The following is a 24867-nucleotide window of genomic DNA, read 5'->3' on the forward strand; positions in this document are numbered from 1 at the left end:
AAAATAATTTTGGCAAAGATAAATGGTTAAGTGGATTAAAGAGTAAGCTAATAAAAATAAATTGCTATTTTAGTATGTAACTAACTAAACCTAATGAGAAAAAAGTTACTTCGTATCGGCATCGCCGTCTTATTATGTCTATTAATAGGCTTTTTAAGTAGCGTTGCAACACAAACATCGATTACTACATGGTATGTAGCTTTGAAAAAACCATCCTTTACGCCCCCTAATTGGCTTTTTGCTCCTGTTTGGATAATTCTTTATATTATGATGGGAATTGCAGCGGGTATTGTTTGGAGTAAAGGTTTTTATCATAAATGGGTAAAAATTGCGTTATATCATTTTGGGTTTCAACTTTTACTCAATGCTGCGTGGTCCATTTTTTTCTTTGGAATACGTAATCCATTGATTGCACTTGTGGATATACTTGCCCTGTTTATCCTGTTATTATTTACAATCAAGTGGTTTAAAGTTGTAAATTCGACCGCCGCTTACCTACTTATCCCTTATTTGATTTGGGTTGCTTTTGCGACTGCATTAAATTTTAGTATATGGCAACTTAACTAAACCAAGAATGAAGGAATAAATTATTTATGAACAAAAAGTCAATAGTTTTACAAACTACTTTAGAATTAATTACAAGACAAGGAATCCAGGCAACTTCGCTTTCGCAAATCATCAAAGAATCTGGTGTTGCCAATGGAACTGTATATCATCATTTTAAGAACAAAGAAGAGATCATTACTGAACTCTATTTAATGCTCACTCAAGATTTTGGAACTGTGGTCATGCGTAATATTCCTGAAGATGATACAAAAAAACAGTTTTCTACAATGTGGATCAATTTATTTCATTATTTTGTAAATAATCCACTTGCATTTGTATTTTCTGAACAAATAGCCAGATCGCCAGAAATACCTCAATCCTTAAAAGATAAAGCAAGACAGTATTACAGTGAAATTGAGAATTATTTTAAAACAGGAATCCGGCAGAAAGTTTTTAAGTCATACAATCCTATGGTGATGGAAGAACTATTTTTTGGTAATGTAGTTTCTATTGTAAAAATCCATGAAAATGAAAAAGTAAAACTACTAGACAAACATATTAACCAAGCTATAGAAATATCTTGGAAAGGATTTTTAAGAGATTAGACTTTTTACTTTTTTTAAAAATTTTTAGAGAAAATATTGATTGACTCCCTCTCATTCTAAAGCAACCAAAATGACAAATTACAGTCTCACTTAAACAATCTAATATCCAAAATTGATCGTAACAATTTCATAATGTACCCTGCCTTGTGCTAATCTAACAGGATACATTAGTATATAAATTTTGAATTCTTACGCTGAAAATAAATCTAATTGAATACGACCTTTATACATGAATCTTTGTATAAATTTTTAACTGCTATTTGTATGGCTTGTTTTGAATCTTTTGTCTTACCGATAGATTTTCCTTTATAATATATCCCACCATTGCCTTTCCAATAAAATTCATCACTGTGGGTTTTTATTAATCGAGAATCATCTTTTCTAGTAATCTGAAAAGACTCTAGTTGCTGATTGTATTCTAGTCCGGCAGGAAAATAAACCTCTGTTACAAACTTAGTGTCTCCATTTCCGTACATATAGCAAACGCACTCTCCAATGTCTTTTGCTTCAGAAACTCTAACCATATTATTTTGAACAATTTTCCATCGCTCATCAATCTTAATACCAACCAAGTCCATTAACATGGTTCCTTTTTCTGCTAGTTTTTTATTAATAAATGATTCAAAATTAACAACGGCAGATATGATTCCGGCGTTTGCCTTTTGACTTTTAAAAACAACTTCCTCTAAAGTGAGCTTGAAACTGTAATTGTCGTCATTTATGATATCATCCAATTGGGATGAAATATTTTTCTTATCATAGTTTTTTCTGACCAAAGCACCTGATAAATTGACATATACGGTATTGCCGCTATATTTCTCATCAAACAGATACAAAATATCGTTCTTTTTAGCTCCTCTTTCCAGATCATTGATCTTACTAATATAATCCATTAATAGTTGTTTTATAGGCTCTTCGTTACTTGTATAGGCTATAAGTGTGCTATTGCACATCAAAACAATCATAAGTGCTAGTGTAATTTTTTTCATAGTTATTAAGGTAATGGTTAAACCATTTTAAGATACAAAATTTTACGCAGATTTCCGAAAAGTATCTGAACAATTATACTCTTAAAAAACTTAATTCCAATAACTTATTCATTGTTCTTAAGTTTCTGGTCGTTGTGTTACACCTTAATTTTTTTTCAAAGAAGTTACTATTTAGCTTAGTCTTGCCATAGCCATTGAAAACGTGTAAATAAATTACTTTTTTTGTAATTGTAAATTCCTCTGGGTTATATGAAATTGTAGAAAGTTCTTTTACTGCCAATGGATTCGGTTGATCACATAAAAACATGAAATACATTTTTTTACTATCTATTTCACCTGTTGCCAATTTATCAGCAAAAGGATTGTTTTGAAGAATTTCATTTAAAGTTTGGTGAGTCATCACAATTACTGGTACATCAAAGTCAAAGTGCTTTTTAATTGCAACGCGGATCTTTGTTTCTAAAACAGGCAGATCGTCTGAAGTATTTTCAAAAACTACATTTCCACTTTGGATATAGGTAACTACCGAACTACAACCCAGTTTCTCGAACATCTGTTTTAGATCAGCCATTTTTATTTTTTTATGACCTCCTACATTTATTCCTCTTAATAAAGCGATATTTTTTTTCATGCTACTGATGTGATTGCCTGAGCAGCAATATAAGCACCTGTCCAGGCATTTTGAAAATTAAACCCTCCGGTTACAGCATCGATATTTAATACTTCTCCGGCAAAATACAAATTTTCGTGTTTCTTACTCTCAAAGGTTTTAAAGTTCACTTCTTTAAGATCGATCCCTCCTGCCGTTACAAACTCTTCTTTGAACGTGCTCTTTCCCTTAACACTATAAACACCTCCAGTCAATTCGTCAGAGAGTGTATTCAATTGAACTTTATTGGTATCCGCCCATCGCGTGGTTTTATCGATTCCCGAAAAAGCAACTAAATTTTGCCAAAGCCTTTTTGGTAGTTCAAACTGAGCATATTTAGATACTTGTTGTTTTGGATTTGTATTTTTTAAAACTTTTAGTGTTTCTAAAGTTTCCTCTTTAGAATAATCCCGCAGCCAATTAACGATAATTTCAAAATTGTATTGATAGGAATTAAGTTCAATTGCGCCCCACGCTGAAAGCTTAAGGATTGCAGGGCCGCTCATCCCCCAGTGCGTAATCAGTAACGGTCCATCACTAAATAATTTAGAATTCTTCACCAGAACAGAGGCGTCTGTTGAGATACCGGGTAAATCCTTGATTCTTTGATCTTTTATATTAAAGGTAAATAATGATGGAACCGCATCAATAGTTTGATGATCTAGTGTGTTTAGCTTTGACCATATTTTAGGATTACTACCGGTAGCAATTAGAAGTTTTTTAGCTTCAAAATTTCCTTGATTCGTGATTGTTTTCCAATTCTCCTTTTCTTTAAAAAAATCCTTTACTACATGATTAGTCAGGACTTTGATTCCTAATCGTTGGGTTTCTGATAAAAAACAATCTATAATCGTCTGGGATGAATCAGAAACTGGAAAAATCCTTCCATCAGGTTCTATTTTTAATGCTACACCTCGACGATCAAACCAATCCATCGTATCACCGGTCATGAACGTGTGAAAAGGACCAATAAGCTCTTTTTGGCCTCTGGGATAATTTTTACTTAAATCGTCTGGAACGAACTCCGCATGGGTCACATTACAACGACCTCCTCCAGAAATTCTAACTTTAGACAGAACTTCTTTTCCTCTTTCAAGAATAGCTATCTTGAGATTAGGATCCTTTTCTGCCACGTTCATAGCTGTAAAAAATCCCGCTGCTCCACCACCAATTATTAAGAGATCATATTGCATTAAGCAAAATTAGGAAAATCTGTAATGACTCCATCAAGCTTCCAAGTTTTTAATGTTTTTATCTTCGCTGGATCATTTACGGTCCAGGTATATACTTTAAATTTTTCTCTGTAAGCTAAAAAAACATCTTCTTGGGTCAAAGAATATATCGGTGGATGGATAGAAAATGCTTTTAACGCCTCTGCGACATTCAGTACGCTTGGAATATTTTTTTCTGTTAACACTCCCAACCTGAATAAAGAAGTCATTGATTTTATTTGAAATAACTGAGAATGATCAAAACTAGATACGATAAAATCATTACAATTCCATTTCGTATCCTTTACATGTTTATCTAATAATTCTATAACTGGTAGTGCTGTTCCGATGCCTTTTAATTCTATATTTAAAATACATCTCCCATCTATAAGGTCTAAAACTTCCTTTAAAGTAGGTATTCTATAGTCCTCAGCAGTTCTAAACTGCTTTAAATCCTGCCAAATAATATCAGACACTTCGCCATTGCCATTGGTTGTTCTTTGCAAGGTTTTGTCATGAACGACTACCAATTCTCCTGACTTACACTTATGTACATCAATTTCAATTCCATCAATGTTATATTTCATAGCTTTTGCTATAGATTCTAATGTGTTTTCTGCAACCAAACCAGCTGCTCCACGATGCCCAAATATTTTCATCGGTTTAAAATTAATTTGTAAATTTATTAGAAAGCATACCCTATTGTAAAAGATAGTATGGGTAATATCAAACTATCTATTCGGGTTTTTCCATACCCAATTCCTCCCTCAAAACCTAGATGAAGCCAATCAAAATAGGTTCGTTGTATCCCGTATGTTAATCCAATTACCCACAAGTCGCTTTCATCCGTAAAAAGATCTTCTTCATTGCCTTCAAGCCCCTTCAAAAAACTCTCAGTAAAATAATATGTACTTTTAACAGCAATAAAGTTACCGCTATTCTTGGATATGTTTTTACCTTTTTCTTGTCTTTGATTTAAATTATAATAGTATCTATATTGACCATCAAGTATAGGAAGGATCGCAAAATTGGTCTCTGTTGTTCCGTTAAAGTCTTCACTTGTTCCAATACCCCATAAAAAACCTGCATTTAATAGTATTGAAGAACTCTTGGTTACTCCAAGCTCAACTTCTGCACCAGGAGCTAAAAAATTTAATCGAAATTGTACTGGCTCTACCCTTGCTATATCCTGAGCAAAAGAAACACAACCAAATAAACTACCTACTAAAATAAGAACTACTTTTTTCATTAACTTTATTTTTTGAGCGAAAAATATGCAAAAAAACGCCTTAGTAAAACCAAGACGTCTTATTATTTTAATAATTCATATTACTTAAATGCAGCTATTCCTGTAATATCCATTCCTGTAATCAAGAGATGGATATCGTGCGTACCTTCATAGGTAATTACACTTTCTAAGTTCATCATGTGTCTCATAATGCTATACTCTCCTGTAATTCCCATACCGCCAAGAATTTGTCTGGCTTCTCTGGCAATTTTTATAGCCATATCCACGTTATTTCGTTTTGCCATAGATATCTGTGCAGAGGTTGCCTTTCCTTCTTCTCTTAATACTCCTAATCGCCAGGCTAATAATTGCGCTTTGGTAATTTCGGTAATCATTTCTGCAAGTTTTTTTTGCTGTAATTGAGTTCCTCCGATAGGTTTATCAAACTGAATTCTTTCTTTGGAATAACGCAAAGCAGTATCATAACAATCCATTGCCGCTCCAATAGCGCCCCAGGCAATACCAAAACGGGCTGAATCCAAACAGCTCAAAGGCGCTCCTAATCCACTCTTTCCAGGCAATAGGTTCTCTTTTGGTACTTTAACATTATCAAAAATAAGTTCGCCGGTTGCAGAAGCTCGCAAAGACCATTTATTATGGGTTTCGGGAGTAGAAAAACCCTCCATCCCGCGCTCTATAACCAACCCGTGGATTCTTCCTTCTTCGTCTTTTGCCCAAACCACTGCTATATCAGCAAAAGGAGCATTGGATATCCACAATTTAGCTCCATTAAGTACATAGTGATCCCCTTTATCCTTAAAATTAGTGGTCATACCACCAGGATTAGATCCATGATCTGGTTCTGTAAGACCAAAACATCCCATAAATTCTCCTGATGCAAGTTTAGGAAGGTATTTGTTTCGTTGTTCTTCGCTACCATATTTCCAGATAGGATACATTACCAAAGAGGATTGTACCGATGCTGTAGAGCGTACTCCAGAATCTCCTCTTTCTATTTCTTGCATAATTAATCCATAACTAATCTGATCCAATCCTGCTCCTCCATACTTTTCAGGAATATAAGGGCCAAATGCTCCTATTTCTGCTAATCCTTTGATGATTTGATTCGGAAACTCCGCACGTTGGGCATACTCTTCTATGATAGGCGATACATCTCGTTTTACCCAACTACGAGCAGCATCACGGACTAATTTATGTTCATCCGTCAAAAGTTCATCTAAATTATAATAATCTGGTGCTTCAAAAAGATCAGGCTTCATATATTGTGTATTTATTTTTAAACTATTTTCAAAATTATGGTAATTAAGTCACCAACAAATGTAATTAATGAAAAAAGAGCTGCCAATTTTTTTTGACTTCTTAAAATATAATATAAAATACTGAAGATATCTAATATCAACAATCTAGCTTCATTGACATAAACATACCACAAATAAACACATTTCCAATACAAATATTTGTGGATAATTTCCGCATTTAGAAACTGATTTCTACACATTTTAGATACTTTTAACAATATTGTGTTTTTATGTAAAACACTGTTTTTCAATTTCTTATGCTGAAATAATTTATCAAAAACCATATGGCACAATTATTCCTCTCTATTATATAAGAAAATAAAGAATAATTAAAACCTAGAAACAAAATGAAAAATTTATTTGTATTACCAGTATTCGCTTTTGGACTTTTATTAGGATCGCAAAGTATTAGTGCTGAAGAAATGTCTTCTAAAGAAACTATGGAGATTACTACTCAGGAGAAATATATTGAATTAGCTGTTGAAAATCTTCCACAACCAGTACTTGATGCTGTAGCGAAGGATTTTGCCGGTGCAACCATTAGTAAAGCCGCCGCAAAAGAAGATGCTTCTGAGTTTAAATTGGAACTTACCAAGGAAGATGGAGAAACTGTAGAAGTACATTGTGATGCCGAAGGAAATTGGGTAACTAAAGACTAATTACCGCATCAATTTTTAAAAGTTTTAATTTATAGAAATATAAGTTAAATTTCGTAAAGTGATTGAATTTGAATAAAAGAGGAGAATTATAATAATTCTCCTCTTTTATCTTCATTCTCTTACATTTTTAAATAAAATGCACGGGTTAATTCAATATATTTTTTTGTATACTGATGTCTGGCTGTTTCTATGATAATTTCTTCAGGTTCATAATCGGCTTGATCAAAACCAAAAAGAACCATACTCCTTTTAATTTCTGAGGAAGGATTTCCTTTAACTCTAGCTAATTTGTAAGGATATAATCCCACTTTTTTTGCGATATCAAGCACAGTGTTTTCTACTTTATAAGGTATAATAACTGCAAAGCTTCCTTTTTCTGACAACAGGTGTGAAGCTCCAAAAAATAAGTGTTCAAAAGGCAATGCATCTGCAAATCGAGCCATATTACGATTTGCATCTGAGGTTTTATAATCATCAGTATAAAATGGAGGGTTACTTATTAATAGGTCATACTGATCATCAATTTCTTGGAAAAACTCCTGAAAAGAAGCGTGGTAGCAAAATAATCGATCTGCCCAATCCGATGTTTCAAAATTTTCTACCGACTGTTCGTAGGCATGATCATCAATCTCTATAGCATCAATAGTTTCTGCATAAGATCGCTGAGCCATCATTAATGCAATAACGCCCGTACCCGTGCCTATGTCTAATATCGAATTCACTGTGTCAGGTAGTGGAACCCAGGAACCCAGTAAAACCGCATCCGTGCCGATCTTCATGGCACATCGATCCTGATGTATGGTAAATTGTTTAAAATGGAATGGTTTCATCAAATAGATCTGAAATCTGAAATAGCTTTTCTCTTAATTTATAATAAAAGTCTAGAATAAACATTAAGTAATGGTTAGATCCTATAACTTCTTTTCTTAGGGTTTTCGTTAGAGGATTAAAAGTACCATTGAAGCTGGAGACTGAAACACTTTTTCAGCTTCTTAAAAATTTGAAAACTTGTTTTTTTTTGATTTTATCTAAAGATAAAGGTCAATCAATCCTTCTGGAGTGTTTACAAAAACAGTTTTTGTTTCTCGATCCACTTTATCTATAAACTCATCATTCATTGGTATTAAAATTTCAATACCATTTCGATCAATCTCAAAAAGTGCCTGAGCAGTGCTGTCATTAATATGTTTAATTATACCTACTTCGCCAAAAGTAAGATCTACTATTTTAAAACCTATTACTTCATGAAAATAAAACTGATCACCTTCTAATTTTGGCAAGAGACTTAGTGGCAAGTATATTTCTGCTTTCATGAGATCATCTGCATCTTCTTCCGAATCTACATCCTCAAACTTCACTCTAAGTAAATCGCTCTTATGGAGTGAACTTCTCTCTATAAAAAATGGAACCAAATTTTTGTTATAACTAACAAAAACTGATTCCATTTTTACATAACTTTCAGGTTCATCGGTATCAAGTTTTATTAATACCTCACCCTTAAAACTAAATTTGCTTACGATTCTGCCTAGATAGAAGCAATCTTCTTTCTTCATCAGTAGTAGTACAACTATTCTTCTTCGTTGCTAGCTTCTTCAGTTACTTCAGCGGCAGTTTCCTCTGCTTTCGCAGCAGCCTCAGCTTCTACAGCATCTGCTTCACGTTTAGCATTTACTTCTTTTTCTGCAGCAAGAGCTTTTGCTTTTGCATCAGCTTCTGACTTTGCTAAAGAATCTTTCTTAGCAGTAACAGTACTTTCTTTTTCCTGTACCCAAGCATTGAACTTTTCTTCAGCTTGTTCTTCTGTTAAAGCACCTTTTCTTACTCCACCAGCAAGGTGGTTTTTAAGCATCGCTCCTTTATAAGAAAGGATAGCTCTGGCAGTATCGGTAGGCTGCGCTCCATTTTGTAACCATTTTACAGCTCCATCTACATTTAAGTCAATTGTTGCCGGGTTAGTGTTAGGATTGTAGATACCGATTTTTTCTAAAAATTTACCGTCTCTTTTTGATCTAGCATCTGCTGCTACGATCCAGTAAAAAGGCTTTCCTTTTTTACCGTGTCTCTGTAATCTAATTTTAACAGACATATTTGAATTAATTTTTGGGTTCTCGACCCTGTTTATAATTAAGTGGGCAAATGTAATCATTTTTAACAAATTAGCACTAAAATGATTTCTCTTTATTTTGTGTTGTCATATTTTTTAAAATTAATATGTATAGAACCTTCCTAATCCATAAAACCGTATCCTAATTAGAAGTATAAAAACTTACTTTTATTTATAAATAAACTATGTTTTGTGTATTTTGTCGATCTTTTCTATCATTAATCGGTGAAAAATACGTTTTTTATCTATTAAAAATTGTTTTACTAAGATTTTCCTTATATGTTTGTACCAGAACTTCTAAACACCGTTTTTATCGTTTTTTAGATTTTTAAAGCCCCAAGCGTATGATTAAAAAAATTACCCCATTATTAGTACTAATCTGCCTAATTTTTAATTCTTGTACCACGGATCTGGAATATAACACACCTGGATTACAGGCTACAATGGATGGAAAACTATTTAGGCCTGATTTTAGAAAAGCAATTATACACGATGATGGTACATTAGTTATCGTTGGAAACACCGGTACCGAATCGATAAGTTTTACTACTTCTTCAACCAGCATCGGAACCTACAGACTAGAACCACAAGCCACTAACAAAGTAAGTTTTGAAGATAATGATGTGAAATTTATCTCAGAAGATGGCGTAAGTAACGGACAAATAGTTATTACTGAAATCACTAACAATGAGGTTTCCGGAAATTTTTATTTTAAAGATCTAAGGAGCAATAACGGAAAATCCATGAGCTTCCAAAATGGATGGTTTTATAAACTACCCATAGAAAACTTTGTTCCTGAAGTAGTAGAAGAGGAAGAAGAGATAATCATTAATGTTGATGAAGAGGAAGAAGAAGATCCTGAAACCAATCCATGTCTTCTTAATGCATCCCTGACAGCTATGATCAATAGCAACCCAATGATCACCGATGATCACGATGCAATCCCTTTTGGAGTAAACAATCCATCAATTCTAATAAAAGCAAGTAATGAAGATGAAGAAATAACTATTGTTTTTCCTATAGATGTTGCTATCGGAACACATTCTTTAACAGGATCCGGAGAATATAGTGCAACGTATAGCTTGTATAATGATAAATCATCCGCAATCACTGGAACACTTACTGTAACATCGCATAACACCGAATCCAAATGTATTCGTGGAAGTTTTGAATTTACTACAGCCAGTGGAATGATTGTCACAGAAGGATTATTTGATTACGGATATTAATTCAAACTCAACTATAGTTGCAAAAGCGTTCTTCATAATAATTGATGAACGCTTTTCTCGTTTAACATATTTAACAAATCTAATGGTTTCAGGTTGTTAATTGATGTTAAAAGTTCACAAACCCTGTTAAATGGCTTGACTTAGGCAGCATATACTATTAAGTTAAAAATGATGATAAACAATAAACATCATAAAATAACTTATTGAAATTTTAAAAATGAAAAAGATTATGAAGTACACAGAAAAAATTACAAAAAGATTAAATGACTTATTAGAAAAAAATTATGATGCAGAAAAAGGATATCAAACTGCAATGGAAAACGTCGATAATGTAGCGTTGAAAGACTATTTCAAAGACCGCGAAAGTGAACGTAATAATTTTGGACACGAACTGAAAGATGAAATCAAACTGTATGGTGAAGACCCTAGAAAAGGAACAAGTTTCACCGCGGATGCACACCGAGTGTGGATGAACTTCAAAGCAGCTTTATCAAATAATGATGAAGAAGCTATTTTAAAGGAAACTGTGCGGGGAGAGGAAGCTTTTGTAGAAGAATATAATGAAATTTTAAGCGAAGTTTCATTACCCGAAAGCACCAAACGACTCATCATGAAGCAAAGAAGCCTAGCCATCAGCGCACTAGACGATGCTAAAAGATTTGAAAGTATACAAGCATAATTTTTCCTAATAAACGATTAATGTATTTAACACGAACACATTTTTGATACATTATTATAAATAGTTATAAAAAGCCGAAGTTAACACTTCGGCTTTTTTTAGTTAATAACTGTAAACAATTTTTCTCTAATAGGGTGTTCCTTTTACTTATTTTTGTAAGTGCTTCTATTCCGAAGTAAAATTCTGTCGAAACTGATCTTTTTATGTATTTAATTTTTGATACCGAAACTACGGGTTTACCTAAACGCTGGGATGCTCCAATAAGTGATACAAACAATTGGCCAAGGTGCATCCAGATAGCCTGGCAATTACACGATGAAATGGGAAATTGTATCGAGCATCAGGATTATTTGGTAAAACCAGAAGGATTTAATATTCCTTACGATGCCGAGAAAATTCATGGAATCTCCACAGCTTTAGCAGAACAAGATGGTATCAAATTAGAAGAAGTTCTAGAAAAATTTAAAATAGCGCTATCCAAAACAAAATTTGTGGTAGGTCAGAATGTGGGTTTTGATGTTAACATTATGGGAGCCGAATTCTATAGGCTTGGTATTGATAATCAACTACAAGAATTACCAGTTCTGGATACTTGTACAGAAACAACTGCTAGTTTATGCCAAATTCCAGGAGGTCGCGGAGGAAAATTTAAATTACCCACCTTAACAGAATTACATGAATTCCTTTTTGGTACTACCTTTGGCGAAGCCCATAATGCAACTGCTGATGTAGAAGCCACTACCCGATGTTTTTTAGAATTGATCAGAAAACAAGTTTTTACCAAAGAAGAACTTGATGTACAACCGGATTATTTTGAAAATTTCAAAGAAGTAAACCCGGCACCCATTCAGCTTATAGGTCTTAAGCACATCAATCTTAAAAAAGCTTCAAAAAAAATCCAAGAGGAGCTGGATCAACAAGGAAGTCCTGATATTTCCCAACAAGAAATTAAAGAAAATATCGCTGCGCTCGATTCAGTAAACTTTGCACATCTCCATAATCATACGCAGTTTTCGGTTTTACAATCAACGACCAGCATTCCTGATTTGGTAAAAGAAACAGCAAAACATAAAATGACTGCTGTTGCTATGACCGATCATGCCAATATGATGGGTGCTTTTCATTTTGTATCAGCAGTTACTAACCACAATAAAAATGTAAAGGCTGCTAATGAGACAGCTATTGAAAATGGGGAGGAACCTACTGGAATAGAAATAAAACCAATTGTAGGTTGTGAATTCTTTGTGTGCGAAAATCATAAAGACAAATCCAGAAAAGATAATGGGTATCAGATCGTCTTGCTTGCTAAAAACAAAAACGGATATCATAATCTGGCTAAAATGTCGTCAATAGGTTTTGTGGATGGGTTTTACTATTTACCAAGAATCGATAAAGAAGTTATCAAGCAATATAAAGAGGATATTATTGTACTTACTGGAAATCTTTATGGTGAAGTTCCAAGCAAAGTTCTAAATATAGGAGAGAAACAAGCAGAAGAAGCCCTACTTTGGTGGAAAGAAGAATTTGGCGATGATCTTTATATTGAGATTATGCGTCACAATCAAGAGGATGAAAATCGGGTAAACCAGGTTTTGATAGATTTTTCTAAAAAACATAATATCAAAACCGTAGCCACAAACAACACATACTACTGTGAGAAAGAAAATGCCAACGCGCACGATATTCTTTTATGTGTTAAAGATGGAGAGAAACAAGCGACACCTATAGGTCGCGGAAGAGGTTATCGATACGGATTACCTAATCAAGAATATTATTTTAAATCATCTGAAGAGATGAAAAGCTTATTCAAAGATCTTCCTGAAGCAATTATTAATATACAGGAAATCGTTGATAAAATAGAACCTTTTGTTCTGGCTAGAGATGTATTATTACCTGCTTTCGATATTCCAGAAGAATTTCAATCGGAAGAGGACAAGATTGATGGAGGCAAAAGAGGAGAAAATGCATACTTAAGGCATATAACCTACAAAGGTGCCAAAATACGATATGGAGAAATCACTCCAGAAATTGATGAGCGACTGGATTTTGAGCTAAAAGTAATTGAAAATACCGGATATCCTGGATATTTCTTAATTGTTGAGGATTTCATTCGTGCCGCTAGGGATATGGGGGTTTCAGTTGGTCCGGGGCGTGGATCTGCTGCAGGTTCGGCAGTAGCGTATTGCTTATGGATCACCAACCTTGATCCCATTAAGTATGATTTACTTTTTGAGCGTTTCTTAAATCCTGATCGTGTAAGCATGCCCGATATTGATATTGATTTTGATGACGAAGGACGTGGACGCGTCATGGATTATGTAATCGAAAAATACGGATCTAATCAAGTAGCACAAATCATCACGTATGGTACCATGGCAGCAAAATCCTCGATAAGAGATACAGCACGCGTGCTGGATTTACCTCTAAGTGATGCAGACAGAATAGCCAAGTTGATTCCTAATATGTCAAAACTTGGTAAAATATTTGGCGTAGAGGAAGCTGTACTAAAGAAAAAGTTTAGAAGTGATGAATTAGAAAAAGTAAACGAGTTACTTAATATTGCGGAAGGAAGTGACCTGGAAGCTGAAACACTAAATCAAGCAAGAGTGCTAGAAGGGTCTGTTAGAAACACAGGGATTCATGCCTGTGGTGTGATCATCACGCCAGACGATATTACTAAATTCGTTCCGGTTGCTTTGGCAAAAGATTCTGACATGTACTGCACCCAGTTCGATAACTCAGTGGTAGAAAGCGCAGGTCTGCTAAAAATGGATTTTCTAGGATTAAAGACCTTAACCTTAATCAAAGACACTGTAAAAATTGTTAAAGCAAAACACGGAGTAGCACTCGACCCCGAAAACTTTCCTTTGGATGATGAAGAAACCTATGCCTTGTTCCAGCGTGGAGAAACGGTGGGAGTGTTCCAATATGAATCTCCTGGGATGCAAAAATATATGAAGGAGTTAAAGCCTACCGTTTTTGCAGACCTCATTGCGATGAACGCATTATATAGACCAGGGCCGTTAGAATATATTCCAAGCTTCATCAATAGAAAGCACGGTACAGAAGAAATTATATATGATCTGGAAGCCTGCGAAGAATACTTAAAAGAAACCTATGGAATCACTGTGTATCAGGAGCAAGTGATGTTATTATCTCAAAAATTAGCAGACTTCACCAAAGGTGAGGCTGATGTCCTTCGTAAAGCAATGGGTAAAAAGCAGAAAGCAGTTCTTGACAAAATGAAGCCTAAATTCATTGAACAAGCAGCTGCTAAAGGTCATGCAGAGGATAAACTTGAAAAAATCTGGAAGGACTGGGAAGCTTTTGCAGCATATGCTTTTAACAAGTCTCACTCTACTTGTTATGCTTGGATCGCCTATCAAACCGCTTATCTAAAAGCCCATTACCCCGCAGAATATATGGCCGCGGTACTTTCGAACAATATGAATGACATTAAACAAGTTACGTTCTTTATGGAAGAATGTAAACGAATGAAATTAGATGTTTTAGGCCCAGATGTCAATGAATCTTACCGGAAATTCTCGGTGAATAAAGATGGTGCGGTTCGATTTGGAATGGGAGCGATCAAAGGCGTTGGTACAGGAGCTGTTGCCACTATAGTAGACAATAGAAAAGAAGGCGGGCATTACAAATCCATATTTGATATGGCAAAACGTATTGATTTACGTGCTGCCAATAAAAAGGCATTCGAAAGTTTAGCGCTCTCTGGAGGTTTTGATTCATTTGCCGAAACACATAGAGGCCAATATTTTCATAAAGATGGTGATGATATTACTTTTCTTGAAAAGGCAATAAAGTATGGGGCAAAATATCAGGAAAATGAAAATTCTTCTCAGGTAAGTTTGTTTGGTGAAGCTAGTGATGTTCAGATTCCTGAGCCTGTTGTTCCTCCTTGCGAGGAATGGGGAACCATGGAAAAACTTGCGCAGGAAAAAGAAGTGGTTGGTATTTATTTATCTGGACATCCTTTGGATGACTTTAAATACGAAATGAAATATTTCTGTAATGGAACACTACAAAATTTCACAGATTTAGAAAACAATCTAAATCGTGAAATTTCATTTGGTGGTGTCATCACTGGCGTGGAGCATCGAACCTCGAAAAATGGGAAAGGTTGGGCCACCTTCACCATTGAAGATTATAACACCGCTCATGAGTTTAGAATTTTTGGCGAAGACTACCTTAAGCACAGACCGTTTTTAGTGCAAAGCACCTTTGTCTATGCAAAAGCGTTTATTAAAGAAGGTTGGGTAAACAGAGATACTGGTAAAAAAGGGGATCCAAGAATACAGTTTAATAGTTTTCAGTTACTTCATGATGTGATGGAAACTTATGCCAGAAAATTAACGATACAATTAGACATAAATGCTCTCTCTGATAAAAGAATTGATGATCTAAAAGGACTGTTGACAGAACATTCTGGAAATCATACCTTGAATTTTGTAATCTTTGAAATGTCTGAAAAATTAAAATTACATATGCCTAGCAGAAAACAGAAAGTAAATATTTCTCCAGAACTACTAACAGCTCTAGAAAATGATTCTGTTTATTATAAACTGAATTAAATTTCCAATTATTTCCAATATAAAATTGAACATTATTAGATTTCTTATAAAGATATAGACTCTTCAATTGATCCCTATAAAAAAGATAAAGATATTTACTTTTTATGTTAGTGATCTAACACTTCTAACATTTTCTCACTTTCTTAAATAGTGAGAAAATATACTAATTTTTGTTATAAATTATTTTTTTTGAAATTAAAATTTTTAACGATTTACCATACAAAATACTGAAAATCAAATAAATAAAAAAATTATCGATTTTAAAAACATACTATTCATTATATTTTAAAACTTTCCTCTGTAAGTATAAAATATTGGTAGCGTCTCAACATATATCAAATCTTAAAACCTTTTGATTTCCTAAAAATGATTGGCCAATTATTTTTAATTTTTTAGAATTTAACTCTTAAAACACAAAAAATGAAAAATTTAAAATTATCGCTTTTAGGCGTATTCGCAGCTTTTTTCTTCATGGCCTGCAGTAATGATGATGCTATTGTCCAGGAAGATCAACTAGAAATAAATGAAACAGCAGAAGATGAATTAGAATTAGAAGCTAAATCAAGAGGCTTATTCCAATCATTAAGAGCTTTAAAAGAAGCTAAAATATTACTGAGTAGTATTCGTAAAGATGGTGGAATCCCGTTTAATGTATTTAATCCTGCACTAAGGTTTACAGAATCACAGAATGTCTTTCTACCAAGTGTTTTAGGTATTGATTTCAGAATAGACAGATCTATTGTTCCTGCGGGACCTACAGCAAGGTTTCCTTTGTTTCAAGGTTGGGAAACCTTGCCAGATGGAAATAAAAGAAAAGGATATTATGTAATAACCGAAGCATCTGATAAATTTATGGCTAAAAAATTAGGTGTGATTTTTTCTCCTAGAATGGCAGCATCTGTAGGATCAGGTGGCGAACAAAAAGCATATTTTAATCGTAGTGGAAGACTAGTTTTTGAAGGGTCTGTAGATTTTTCGCCTAAGAGATCACTAGTTGCTGGTTCTGAAGATGGACTATTATTTGGTTTCCCACCAGCAGAGGCTAACCCAGGTGCTATAGCAGATTCTAAATGGTCTTCATATGTAGTACTTCCTAGTGGTGTAGTTATTAACGCTCAATTAGTAGCCAACAGTACTGGTATTCACGATAGAATTCCTAATCCAACTGGAAATAGTATTGATGATCAGGATGATCTAAATAACCCTAACCTAGCTATTGATCAAGCATCTGTTGTAATGCAGCTTTTAGATGGTTGGCATGATGAAAGACCTTATTATTTTCATATTGTAACAGACACTTCTGATCCCGGACCTGCAGCTATAGAGTTAGGAGTTTTTGCTCCAAGATTGGCCAACTTACCAGCATTTGGATTATTTCCGGGAGGTTCTATGTTGCCTTTCAGCCCTACAGCAAACGGCAGAACTACAGATACTGATGGTTTTGGAGTTCAAGGTTTAAATACAGCTTCTTTAAGTGATCAACAAGTACAGGATCCTACAAATACTTTTCCGATAGATCCTAATGACACACGGTATGCACCAATGTGGGATGCACATGTTACCGAATTCACTGTTCCAGAATCAGATCGTCCAATACTAAAAAGCTTCAATCAAGTAAATCAACTTCTGGAAGAAGGTATTCTAATTCCTTTTAGAGGAAATGCCAACCCTAGTCCATTAGCAAATTCATTATCTGACTTGCTAACCGCTACAGGAGCAATTATTAACTGCCCAGTAATTACACAACCTTCAGAAAGTGTAATTGGAACTCAAGTTGGATTACCTCGTAATAACTAATCAAGAAGACAAATAAAATGATATAAATGTTTGTTTTAATTAGTATTAAAAGCTTAGTTGCAATATGCTGCTAAGCTTTTTTATTCTGAATTAAAAACTACGTTCCAAACACGCCAGTTCCTGGTCGGTTAGTATCCTAAAATATTCTAATCCAAAGTATTTGAAGAAGTATTATTTTTATTCCCCCTTCTAACTTTATAGGAGCGCCTTTATAAATTCGATTCCTTATCGGATTACTTTCAATATAACTATGACAAACGCTTGCGTTTACTTCAAGAGAATCTCGAGCTCATTAAGAACTCTACAAAACTTTTTTAGAGGTAAAACTAAATGTTTTGCTGGGTTACTAAAAAAGAAATTGAGCCTCGACAAAGAAATACATCTTTATCAATTATTAGTTACATTATAAATTTGTCTATTTTAAAATTATCATATCTTGTAAAAGAATCACACATCAAAAACATATGCAAAAGAATACAATATATATTCTAAGTATTGGTATTATTATGCTCAGTGTCGGATTATATTTTGTCTTTTACCAGGTAAAACCTGACGACAAAAGTGAGTATACAGCAATTGTACCAATCGCTACGCATACGAATGGAATGGAGTTTATTGATTCGTCAACCTGTATGGAATGTCATCCCAAAATTGTACAGGATCATTATAATACAGCACATTTCAATTCATTTCAAACTGCTAATAAAAACACAATCAAAGGAAGTTTCGAGACAGGTAAGAATACACTAAGATTAAATGAAAACATTACCTTTAATTTTGTAGAAAAAGATACAATCTTTTATCAGGAACCCGTTTTTAAGGATCAAGACGCTCCTTTTTATTCTGCTAAAATGGATATTGTTGTAGGTTCTGGAACTAAAGGGCAATCTTATTTAATGTGGAATAACAGTAGCCTCCTCCAATTACAAGCTTCTTATTTTACACCCACTGATAGCTGGATTAATAGTCCAGGAGCTCCGGATTATTTGGCACCTGCGAGACCCGTATTAGAACGTTGTCTGGAATGCCATACCACGTATGCTCAGAATATATCAGGAAATAAGAATGTTAATCAGTTTCATCGAGAAAATTTAGTATATGGAATTGATTGCCAGCGCTGTCACGGACCGGTAAAAAATCACATAGCGTACCACAAACAACATCCCAATGATAAGATTGCAAAACATATCATAAAGTATAGCTCCTTATCCCGTCAACAACGATTGGATGCTTGTGCATTATGTCATTCTGGTTTACGAACAGAAACTACAGAACGTGCCTTTTCTTTTATGGTTGGGGATACCTTAAAAAAGTTTTCTTTCCCTGATTATGATGAATCAAGTCTTAAAGAATTGGATGTACACGGCAATCAATATGGCTTATTGAAAGCCAGTAAGTGTTTTTCGAAAAGCAACACTCTTGACTGTAGTACTTGTCACGATCCACATAAAGTAGAAAGAGGGAATTTTGTTTCCTTTAATCAAAAGTGCGTAGGTTGTCACTCTACGATGAAAAAACCTTTACATTGTTCTGGCGATTCGCGCGCAGTAGAAATGGCTAATAACAATTGTATTCAATGTCATATGCCATTAGTGAAAAGTGAAACGATGAAAGTAAAAATACCGGAAGGTGATGAGGTTTCAGTCGATATAAGAACTCATTTGATAGGTATCTACAGTCAAAAAAAAGAGAAAATTAATTAATCAAAAAAGCTTCTGGCTCAATTATCTGCTTCACAGAGCTCTTTAAAAAACGTAAAAGCTTCATTCATTCCATAAGGTTATTGCTGCAAGGCCCTTTTTATTTCTTCAAGGTTTTCAGAAACAATAGCAAAACCAATTATGTTTTTGAGTATTTCTCCCTATAAACATTTAGATCTATCTCATAAGGAAATTTTCTATGAGTAATAAATTTAAATTTATTTCCATTATAATATGTTTCAAGCTAATCCAAGATTTCTGTTTCGGTTTGCATCATAATTGCAAAACTAGGCTTCATTTCTAATATCGCATGGCTTTCTTTGAAAATAAGATTACAATATGGTAATTCGGTTTTTTTCCATTCTCTTTTTATGACTATATGTAATGTTAGTTTTTTTTGAGATCAAACCAGTTGCTCATATACTTTGTAAATCTGATTAGAAACCGGCTAAAGATTAAAAAAATAATTCTTTGTATGCTTGATTTACTATATCTTTGGTATCAAGAAATCTGATAACCCTATAGTGAAAACAAATATTATCGTTGTAAGCTTTGGGAGAATTATTGACTAATTTTGTGAAACTAAAAGCGATTAAGAATTTTAAACAATAAATAATATGGCATTAGAGATAACGGATGCTACTTTTGATGAAGTAGTACTTAAAAGCGATAAACCTGTATTGGTTGATTTTTGGGCAGCATGGTGTGGTCCTTGTAGAATGGTAGGTCCAATCATTGAACAAATTAGTGAAGAATATGACGGAAAAGCCGTGGTAGGTAAAGTCGATGTAGATGCGAATCAAGAATTTGCTGCGAAATACGGAGTTAGAAATATTCCAACGGTATTAGTTTTCCAAAATGGAGAGGTAGTTGGTCGTCAAGTAGGCGTTTCTCCTAAAAATGTATATGCAGAAGCATTAGATTCTTTGATCTAAGACATCGCATAACAAATTAAAAAGGGTTGGCAGATTGTCAACCCTTTTTTCATAGAATATACTTTACTTCTCCGTATATTGTTTATTATAATAAATTGCATAACCTTTTATAGAATCAATTAAGGATGATGAATATCCAAAATGAAATTAATAAAACAGGTGGCTTTACAAACCTAGAACTTTTAGCAAAACAGGTCGTAGAAGGTTTTATCTCCGGCATGCATAAAAGTCCTTTTCACGGGTTTTCTGCAGAATTTGCAGAACATAAAGTGTATAATAATGGAGAAAGCACCAAGCATATAGATTGGAAACTTTATGCCAAAACAGATAAGTTGTTTACTAAAAGATATGAAGAAGAAACCAACCTAAGATGTCATATCATTATTGATAATTCGTCTTCTATGCATTATCCTGACATAAAAGAACATCATTTGGGATCGTTAAATAAAATCAGTTTTTCTGTTCTCGCCACTGCTTGTTTAATGAACATCTTAAAAAAACAGAGAGACGCTATTGGTCTTAGTATTTATAGTGATACATATGACTATTATACTCAAGAAAAAGGAAGCGAGAGACATCATCAAATGCTTTTAAGCAAGCTAAGCCAGATTGTAACCACTACTCCAGACACGAACAATACAGACACCTACACATTTTTACATCAGATAGCAGAAAAAATTCATCGCAGATCATTGATCTTCCTGTTTACAGACATGCTACAAGCTACCTCCAGTCCAGAAAAATTGTTTGAGGCACTAAGACATCTTAAGTACAACAAACACGAAGTAGTGCTTTTTCACACTTTTGACAGTACGAAAGAGTTAAATTTTGACTTTAGTAATCAACCTACTCGATTTGTAGATATAGAAACCGGTGAGCATGTGAATTTATATGCCGACAATATCAAGGAAAACTACAAAGAGGCTGTTACGTCTTATTTCTACAACCTTAAACTAAAGTGTTCTCAATACAAAATAAAGTATGTAGAGTCAGATATCACAAAAGATTTTGACAAAATCCTAACCACGTATTTAGTTGAGAGGCAGAAATTTGTATAATTATCAAAATTTAATTTAAAAAAAACCAAAAAAACATTTGCGAGTATTAAAATGAGGTGTATATTTGCATCCGCAATAAGCAACGGTCTGGTAGTTCAGTTGGTTAGAATACCTGCCTGTCACGCAGGGGGTCGCGGGTTCGAGTCCCGTCCAGACCGCTTAATGGGAAATCAAATTTCCTCAAAACCTTGTAAATCTTATGATTTACAAGGTTTTATAGTTTTAGGGCAATCATATAATTTGATATGATTTGCATTTAAAAGGTCACAAATCGTCAACATATCTTTTTTTATAAATAAAATGTTGACAGAATGATGTAACTTACTGATATAAGTATAGTTGATTTGACTTTCGTCCAACGATGTTTAACCATTAAATGACGACAACTATGCGCACTTCATCAACATTTTCAATCCTGTTCTGGATATACGCTTCTCGTGCTGTAAATGACCAGACAAATATTTATGTACGACTTACGCTAAATGGCCAACGAGTCAACGTTAGTTTGAAACGAAAAGTTAATGCTACCACTTGGAACGCCAAAACTCAACGAGCAAATGGCACCAGTAAAATTTCGAAGGCACTCAACCTTTATTTGAACGATGTTCAATCGAAAATCTATCGAATATATGAGCAGTTAAAATCAGAAGAAATTCCTTTTACTTCACAATCTATAAAAGATAGATTTTTGGGCGAATCAAGGAAAAGTTATTCTTTCCGGAATTTAATTGACTATCACAATGAAAAAATGCAACACAAATTGCATAATAATACGATTGGTCAATACAAAACAAGCCAAAGATATATGCTCGCCTATATCTTAAAGGAATACAAGAAATCAGATATCTTGCTTATTGAAATGGATTACAGTTTTGTAGTAGGTTTTGAGAATTATCTCAGAAGCTTTGTTCCAAAACCAGGCCAACCTAAAATCGGTCATAATACGGCAATGAAACATATTAAACGTCTGCGTAGAATGGTTACTTTAGCTTATAGAATGGAATGGCTGGATAGAGACCCTTTTGATAATTATACTATTAGAATCGAAAAGAAGGAACGTGAGTTTTTGACAGCTAAGGAATTGAGAAATATTGAAGATATGACCTCTTCAATAGAAAGACTTATTACCGTAAAGGATATTTTTATTTTCAGCTGTTATACTGGAATTTCTTATGTTGATATTGTTGAGCTGACCCACAATAATATCATTATAGGTATGGACGACAATCCTTGGATAATTGCAGAACGAGTCAAAACAGGAACACCGTTTAAAATTCCGTTGCTATCTCAAGCTGCTGAGTTGGTAAAAAAGTACAAAGACCATCCAAGAACTCACGGCGGTAATACTATTCTTCCTCGACTTTCAAATCAAAAATTAAATAGCTACCTCAAAGAAATAGCCGATTTGTGTGGAATCAAAAAGAACCTGACATTTCATATGGCACGTCATACATTTGCAACAACAGTTACTTTAAGCAACGGTGTTCCAATCGAAACAGTTTCAAAATTGTTAGGTCATACTAAATTGGCTACAACACAAATATACGCGCGGGTTGTAGAGAAAAAAGTTTGTGAAGATATGAGTAAATTACGAACAATTTTAGGTTAGGGTATTTTGATTAAACACTATTGAAAACACCCAAGTTGGTACCAACTTGGGTGTTTGTATTTTAATAAAACTCTAGACCTACAAACACCTTTAAGTTGGACTAAAATCACTCAAAACTAGCTAAATATTAAGATGTTAAAATTATATCCAACTTGGTAATAGGTTGTGAACAAAACCCAATAATCTTATTCAAATTTGTAGAACGAAAGTCAACTCAGGTTAAGGGCTATCAATTAAAAATTTAGAATTCTTGATAGTCCTTTTCTTTTAAACCGTTCTATTATGCCGACAAGTATTATTACCACAGACGACCTTCGAGATTTCAAAATGGAATTGCTCGACGACATTAAAAAATTATTGACCAAACAAGCCAGCGGAAAGCTTAAGAAATACCTTAAATCCTCAGAGGTGATGGATTTACTTCAAGTAAGTCCTGGCACACTTCAAAATCTTCGTATTAATGGCACATTACCTTACACTAAAGTCGGTGGGATTATCTATTATGACACAGAGGAAATTCAAAAAGTGATGGACGCTAATCGTGTTCAACACAAGTTCGACGTTTAGAAGATGAATTATATAAAGCTACTCAACGCGGCTTTTGAAAAGTTCTATTTTGATGACCGCCTAAATCCTAGCCATATTAGTCTGTATATGGCGTTGTTCCAAGAATGGAACAGTAGCCGTTTTGCGGATGAATTCTATGTGAACCGTCGTGACTTGATGCGAGCTGCAAAGATTGGTTCAAAATCCACCTACCATAGATGCGTGACCGACCTCGATTCTTGGCATTACCTATTCTACTTTCCTTCCAACAATCCCTATAAAGGCAGCAAAATTAAGATGTCCATTATAAGGACAAGTACCGAACCAGATATGGGACGGTACAATCCCACATTAGAACAACTTGCGGAACAGTACCATCCCATACGTGAACCAGTTGTGGGACAGCACCGTCCCACCAGTGGACAAGCATTGGTATCTAGTACAAACAATACTAAACAAGAAAACACTATAAAACAACCAAAGGGCAGGCAGGCTGTTATTTTATTTTTTGAAGAAAAAGGTTTTGATGCCGATGAAGCAAAAAAATTCTATGAACATTACACAGAACGAGAATGGCAAACTAGTGACGGCGAACCAATCAGAGATTGGCGCTCATTGGCCACAAACTGGATGGATAGAACCGAACTTTTTGAAGAAGAAAACAAAGCAAACAAAAAAGAAGCGCACCAAATCAAGGACAATTTGCGAACCACTAAAAACAAAGATTATGGACAACCCCTCTAAAATTACCGAATGTGGTGTAGAATATTCGCTGGGAAAATTTGACGGAAAAAGCGTTGTCTATGACTTTCCAAAAATTTTGATTTACCTGAATGCAAAAGGAAAACTATTGTTTGGCAAGAAATTTAGAATCTATGAAGAGGATAAAAGCATACTGCTTAAACTTTGTTCATACTTCATTAAAGATAAAGAGAACTGTGCTACCTACGATATTGATATTGACAAAGGCATTTTGCTTTCCGGACCTGTTGGATGCGGCAAAACGAGCCTTATGAAATTATTGCGCCACATTGTTCCCTTACAACGACCTTATGAAATGATTCCTTGTCGGAATGTCACTTTCGGTTTTAATCATCTTGGCTTTAAAACGGTTGAGGAATATGGCAATAACAAATTTTATTGTTTTGATGATTTAGGCGTGGAACCTGCTGGCAGGTTTTATGGAAAAGATTTGAACGTGATGGGCGAAGTACTGTTATCCCGATATGAACTCTATCTGGATACTAAACACAAAATCAAAACCCACGCTACCACGAACCTAAATGCTGAAGAACTAGAACAACGCTATGGAAATCGGGTTCGTAGCCGAATGCGGGAATTGTTTAATTTGATTGCTTTTGATACTAGTTCGGGTGATAAGAGGAAGTGAATGACCATTAGTTTATTTCCTACGG

The 24867-nt window shown here is 34.3% G+C and carries 23 protein-coding genes and 1 tRNA gene; 15 read left to right on the top strand and 9 right to left on the bottom strand.

The genetic code is table 11. From position 1 onward, the window contains the following. Window positions 1-93: 93 nt before the first annotated feature. Window positions 94-567, top strand: coding sequence for a TspO/MBR family protein (locus ACWGOQ_RS04330; RefSeq protein WP_452056346.1), 474 nt, complete (start codon window positions 94-96; stop codon window positions 565-567). A gap of 26 nt (window positions 568-593) precedes the next feature. Next, window positions 594-1151 carry a TetR/AcrR family transcriptional regulator gene (locus ACWGOQ_RS04335; RefSeq protein ID WP_452056345.1) on the top strand — a complete coding sequence of 186 codons (558 nt, stop codon included), beginning with the start codon at window positions 594-596 and terminating at the stop codon, window positions 1149-1151. 206 nt (window positions 1152-1357) lie between these two features. Here the strand turns inward: ACWGOQ_RS04335 and ACWGOQ_RS04340 are convergent, their stop codons facing one another. The 6 genes from ACWGOQ_RS04340 to ACWGOQ_RS04365 all read right to left on the bottom strand — a co-directional run bounded on the left by ACWGOQ_RS04340 (window position 1358) and on the right by ACWGOQ_RS04365 (window position 6508). After that, window positions 1358-2140: a hypothetical protein gene (locus ACWGOQ_RS04340; protein WP_452056344.1), complete on the bottom strand. Its 783-nt coding sequence runs from the start codon at window positions 2138-2140 to the stop codon at window positions 1358-1360. Between the two features lie 73 nt (window positions 2141-2213). Beyond that, complete coding sequence (locus tag ACWGOQ_RS04345) at window positions 2214-2771, bottom strand: DUF1697 domain-containing protein (RefSeq protein ID WP_452056343.1); 558 nt, start codon at window positions 2769-2771, stop codon at window positions 2214-2216. Then, a complete protein-coding gene (locus ACWGOQ_RS04350; RefSeq protein ID WP_452056342.1) occupies window positions 2768-3982 on the bottom strand; it encodes a BaiN/RdsA family NAD(P)/FAD-dependent oxidoreductase in 1215 nt (404 codons plus the stop codon). Before ACWGOQ_RS04350 ends, ACWGOQ_RS04345 begins: the two co-directional genes overlap by 4 nt. After that, window positions 3982-4659 carry a glycerophosphodiester phosphodiesterase gene (locus tag ACWGOQ_RS04355; RefSeq protein WP_452056341.1) on the bottom strand — a complete coding sequence of 226 codons (678 nt, stop codon included), beginning with the start codon at window positions 4657-4659 and terminating at the stop codon, window positions 3982-3984. The genes ACWGOQ_RS04350 and ACWGOQ_RS04355 overlap by 1 nt, the downstream gene beginning before the upstream one ends. Before the next feature lie 26 nt (window positions 4660-4685). Continuing rightward, window positions 4686-5249, bottom strand: a complete 564-nt coding sequence (locus tag ACWGOQ_RS04360; RefSeq protein ID WP_452056340.1) for a hypothetical protein — start codon at window positions 5247-5249, stop codon at window positions 4686-4688. A gap of 80 nt (window positions 5250-5329) precedes the next feature. Then, entirely contained in the window at window positions 5330-6508 is a 1179-nt protein-coding gene (locus ACWGOQ_RS04365) for an acyl-CoA dehydrogenase family protein (RefSeq protein ID WP_452056339.1), read from the bottom strand. Window positions 6509-6894: 386 nt separating this feature from the next. Between ACWGOQ_RS04365 and ACWGOQ_RS04370 the strand changes: the two genes are divergently transcribed. After that, the gene (locus ACWGOQ_RS04370) at window positions 6895-7206 is read left to right on the top strand and encodes a hypothetical protein (protein WP_452056338.1); all 312 of its coding nucleotides are present in this window, start codon (window positions 6895-6897) and stop codon (window positions 7204-7206) included. 119 nt (window positions 7207-7325) lie between these two features. Here ACWGOQ_RS04370 and ACWGOQ_RS04375 read toward each other — a convergent pair whose 3' ends face one another. The 3 genes from ACWGOQ_RS04375 to ACWGOQ_RS04385 all read right to left on the bottom strand — a co-directional run bounded on the left by ACWGOQ_RS04375 (window position 7326) and on the right by ACWGOQ_RS04385 (window position 9292). Beyond that, window positions 7326-8036 carry a tRNA1(Val) (adenine(37)-N6)-methyltransferase gene (locus tag ACWGOQ_RS04375; RefSeq protein ID WP_452056337.1) on the bottom strand — a complete coding sequence of 237 codons (711 nt, stop codon included), beginning with the start codon at window positions 8034-8036 and terminating at the stop codon, window positions 7326-7328. Window positions 8037-8234: 198 nt separating this feature from the next. Beyond that, a complete protein-coding gene (gene rimM / locus ACWGOQ_RS04380; protein ID WP_452056336.1) occupies window positions 8235-8759 on the bottom strand; it encodes a ribosome maturation factor RimM in 525 nt (174 codons plus the stop codon). 14 nt (window positions 8760-8773) lie between these two features. Then, the gene (locus ACWGOQ_RS04385; protein ID WP_452056335.1) at window positions 8774-9292 is read right to left on the bottom strand and encodes a 30S ribosomal protein S16; all 519 of its coding nucleotides are present in this window, start codon (window positions 9290-9292) and stop codon (window positions 8774-8776) included. A 362-nt stretch (window positions 9293-9654) separates the two neighbouring features. Between ACWGOQ_RS04385 and ACWGOQ_RS04390 the strand changes: the two genes are divergently transcribed. The 12 genes from ACWGOQ_RS04390 to ACWGOQ_RS04445 all read left to right on the top strand — a co-directional run bounded on the left by ACWGOQ_RS04390 (window position 9655) and on the right by ACWGOQ_RS04445 (window position 24842). After that, window positions 9655-10539 carry a DUF6252 domain-containing protein gene (locus tag ACWGOQ_RS04390; RefSeq protein ID WP_452056334.1) on the top strand — a complete coding sequence of 295 codons (885 nt, stop codon included), beginning with the start codon at window positions 9655-9657 and terminating at the stop codon, window positions 10537-10539. A gap of 229 nt (window positions 10540-10768) precedes the next feature. Continuing rightward, window positions 10769-11218 (top strand): ferritin-like domain-containing protein, encoded by a 450-nt coding sequence (locus ACWGOQ_RS04395; protein ID WP_452056333.1) that lies wholly within the window; start codon window positions 10769-10771, stop codon window positions 11216-11218. A gap of 203 nt (window positions 11219-11421) precedes the next feature. Continuing rightward, the gene (dnaE, locus tag ACWGOQ_RS04400) at window positions 11422-15807 is read left to right on the top strand and encodes a DNA polymerase III subunit alpha (protein WP_452056332.1); all 4386 of its coding nucleotides are present in this window, start codon (window positions 11422-11424) and stop codon (window positions 15805-15807) included. 420 nt (window positions 15808-16227) lie between these two features. Continuing rightward, window positions 16228-17604 carry a hypothetical protein gene (locus ACWGOQ_RS04405; RefSeq protein ID WP_452056331.1) on the top strand — a complete coding sequence of 459 codons (1377 nt, stop codon included), beginning with the start codon at window positions 16228-16230 and terminating at the stop codon, window positions 17602-17604. A gap of 464 nt (window positions 17605-18068) precedes the next feature. Next, a complete protein-coding gene (locus tag ACWGOQ_RS04410) occupies window positions 18069-19307 on the top strand; it encodes a cytochrome c3 family protein (RefSeq protein WP_452056330.1) in 1239 nt (412 codons plus the stop codon). A gap of 614 nt (window positions 19308-19921) precedes the next feature. Continuing rightward, complete coding sequence (gene trxA / locus ACWGOQ_RS04415; RefSeq protein ID WP_027394894.1) at window positions 19922-20239, top strand: thioredoxin; 318 nt, start codon at window positions 19922-19924, stop codon at window positions 20237-20239. Between the two features lie 128 nt (window positions 20240-20367). Continuing rightward, window positions 20368-21297 (top strand): DUF58 domain-containing protein, encoded by a 930-nt coding sequence (locus tag ACWGOQ_RS04420; protein ID WP_452056485.1) that lies wholly within the window; start codon window positions 20368-20370, stop codon window positions 21295-21297. A gap of 84 nt (window positions 21298-21381) precedes the next feature. Continuing rightward, window positions 21382-21455 (top strand) — tRNA-Asp (locus tag ACWGOQ_RS04425). A 230-nt stretch (window positions 21456-21685) separates the two neighbouring features. Beyond that, window positions 21686-22906, top strand: a complete 1221-nt coding sequence (locus tag ACWGOQ_RS04430) for a site-specific integrase (protein ID WP_452056329.1) — start codon at window positions 21686-21688, stop codon at window positions 22904-22906. A gap of 282 nt (window positions 22907-23188) precedes the next feature. After that, on the top strand, window positions 23189-23473 hold the full coding sequence (locus ACWGOQ_RS04435; protein ID WP_452056328.1) for a helix-turn-helix domain-containing protein: 285 nt from the start codon (window positions 23189-23191) through the stop codon (window positions 23471-23473). A gap of 3 nt (window positions 23474-23476) precedes the next feature. Further along, a complete protein-coding gene (locus ACWGOQ_RS04440; protein WP_452056327.1) occupies window positions 23477-24196 on the top strand; it encodes a hypothetical protein in 720 nt (239 codons plus the stop codon). Beyond that, window positions 24180-24842, top strand: coding sequence for a P-loop NTPase family protein (locus tag ACWGOQ_RS04445; RefSeq protein ID WP_452056326.1), 663 nt, complete (start codon window positions 24180-24182; stop codon window positions 24840-24842). The genes ACWGOQ_RS04440 and ACWGOQ_RS04445 overlap by 17 nt, the downstream gene beginning before the upstream one ends. Window positions 24843-24867: the final 25 nt, after the last annotated feature.

Source organism: Aquimarina ulvae (genome assembly GCF_053613295.3).